The sequence below is a fragment of the Pseudoalteromonas sp. MQS005 genome (assembly GCF_001661605.1).
In the GTDB taxonomy this organism is placed as follows: domain Bacteria; phylum Pseudomonadota; class Gammaproteobacteria; order Enterobacterales; family Alteromonadaceae; genus Pseudoalteromonas; species Pseudoalteromonas tetraodonis.
Genome location: NZ_LYRQ01000108.1, coordinates 1 through 1,638 on the forward strand (window position 1 = coordinate 1; position 1,638 = coordinate 1,638).

Consider the following 1,638-nt stretch of genomic DNA (forward strand, 5'->3'; position numbering starts at 1 on the left):
CTCTCAACTGCTTGCAACATCATATTTTTCGTAACAGGTTTAATTAAAAATCCATCCAGATAACGCTCATAATCCATACTGTGCTCATTGAGTAGCTCTTTTCCATAGGCGGTAACCATTACAATGAGTGAAACATCGCTACTATGCGATTCCCGTAGTTCGCGGGCAAAGGTTAAGCCATCTATACCCGGCATACGCCAGTCTACGAAAACGACATCATAGCGAGTATTATCGCGATGGGCTTGTGTGACAAATAGTGACGCCTCTTGCGCATCGGACGCAATCTCTGCCTGCCATCCCAACGAGACCGCAATATCCTGTAAAATTATTCGCGCACTGTCGTTGTCATCGACAATCAACACTCTTAACTTTTCATTACTACGAGTAAACGTTTGCGAGTTTTGTATCGCCTTCTCCTCCGCTTTGCGCACGACGACGTTAAAGTTAAAGGTACTTCCACGACCAAATTCACTCACTACGCTGATTTCGCCGCCCATCAAATTCACCAGGCGCTTACTGATGGCTAAACCTAAACCTGTCCCGCCATAGCGACGACTTATTGAAGAATCTGCTTGTTGAAAACCGGAAAAAAGAGCGTTCTGTTGCTCCAGCGTGATACCGATCCCAGTATCTTTAATACTGAAAGACAAGTTAATCTCGCCCTCTGGCAGTGATTGAGACCTAATTGAGATGAGTATTTCACCCTTATCAGTAAATTTTATGGCATTGCCGACCAGATTTATCAGGACTTGTTTAATACGGAAACTATCACCTAACAAATGCTCAGGCACATCCGCTGTGACATCGTATAGCACTTCCAATCCTTTTTGCTCTGCACTAGATGAAAAAACAAGGCCGATATCCTGCAGCAAATCCGTCAAACTAAATGGATGCGGGTCTAGCTCCAACTTACCGGCTTCAATTTTTGAGAAATCCAGAATATCATTTAACAAGGTAAGCAAAGACTTAGCTGCACTATAGGCTTTTTCTAAATAGTCGGCCTGGCGTTGATCCAGCGTGCTGTTGGCTACCAATTGTAATAATCCCAGAACTCCATTCATCGGCGTGCGGATCTCGTGGCTCATATTTGCCAAAAACTCAGATTTTGCTTTATTAGCAGACTCAGCTTGTTCTTTTGCTTGTGCCAGTTCCGCTTCGTATTTAAGTTGTTTAGTTAAATCAAACGCGATACTAAGAAAGCCTGCTAGCTGACCTTGCTCATCTTTTAGTGCACTGATATTTAGTTTTACTTGCACCTGTTCACCGGTTTTTGTCAGATAGGTCCAGCGCGCATTATCCGTTTGCCCCAGACGCGCTTTCGCTACAAAGGTTTCAAAACCGACCGCGATGTTGCTACCGAGCTCAGTGGTCAGCTTAGCGGCATGGTGCTCCACTTCTGCGGGCAGATGAAAAATAGACGGGGTTTGTTGGAAAAGGACCTCCTCTGCGCGATAGCCTAAGAGTTTTTCTGCTGCTGGATTAAAGGCCGTAATAATGCCTTCTTCATCGGTAGCGATAATGGCGTAGCCCGCGCTGCTAAGAATACTGCGCTGCAAGATATTAACACGTGAAATCTCCGCCGTTCGCAGTGCGACCTGCTGTTCAAGCTCAGCATTCGCTTTTAGTAAAGTTTGCTCT

General features: G+C 45.1%; 1 protein-coding gene. It reads right to left on the bottom strand.

Features of this window, described 5'->3' with window-relative positions:
- On the bottom strand, window positions 1-1,638 hold a 1,638-nt coding region (locus tag A9479_RS19415; protein ID WP_156520112.1), incomplete at both ends, for an ATP-binding protein.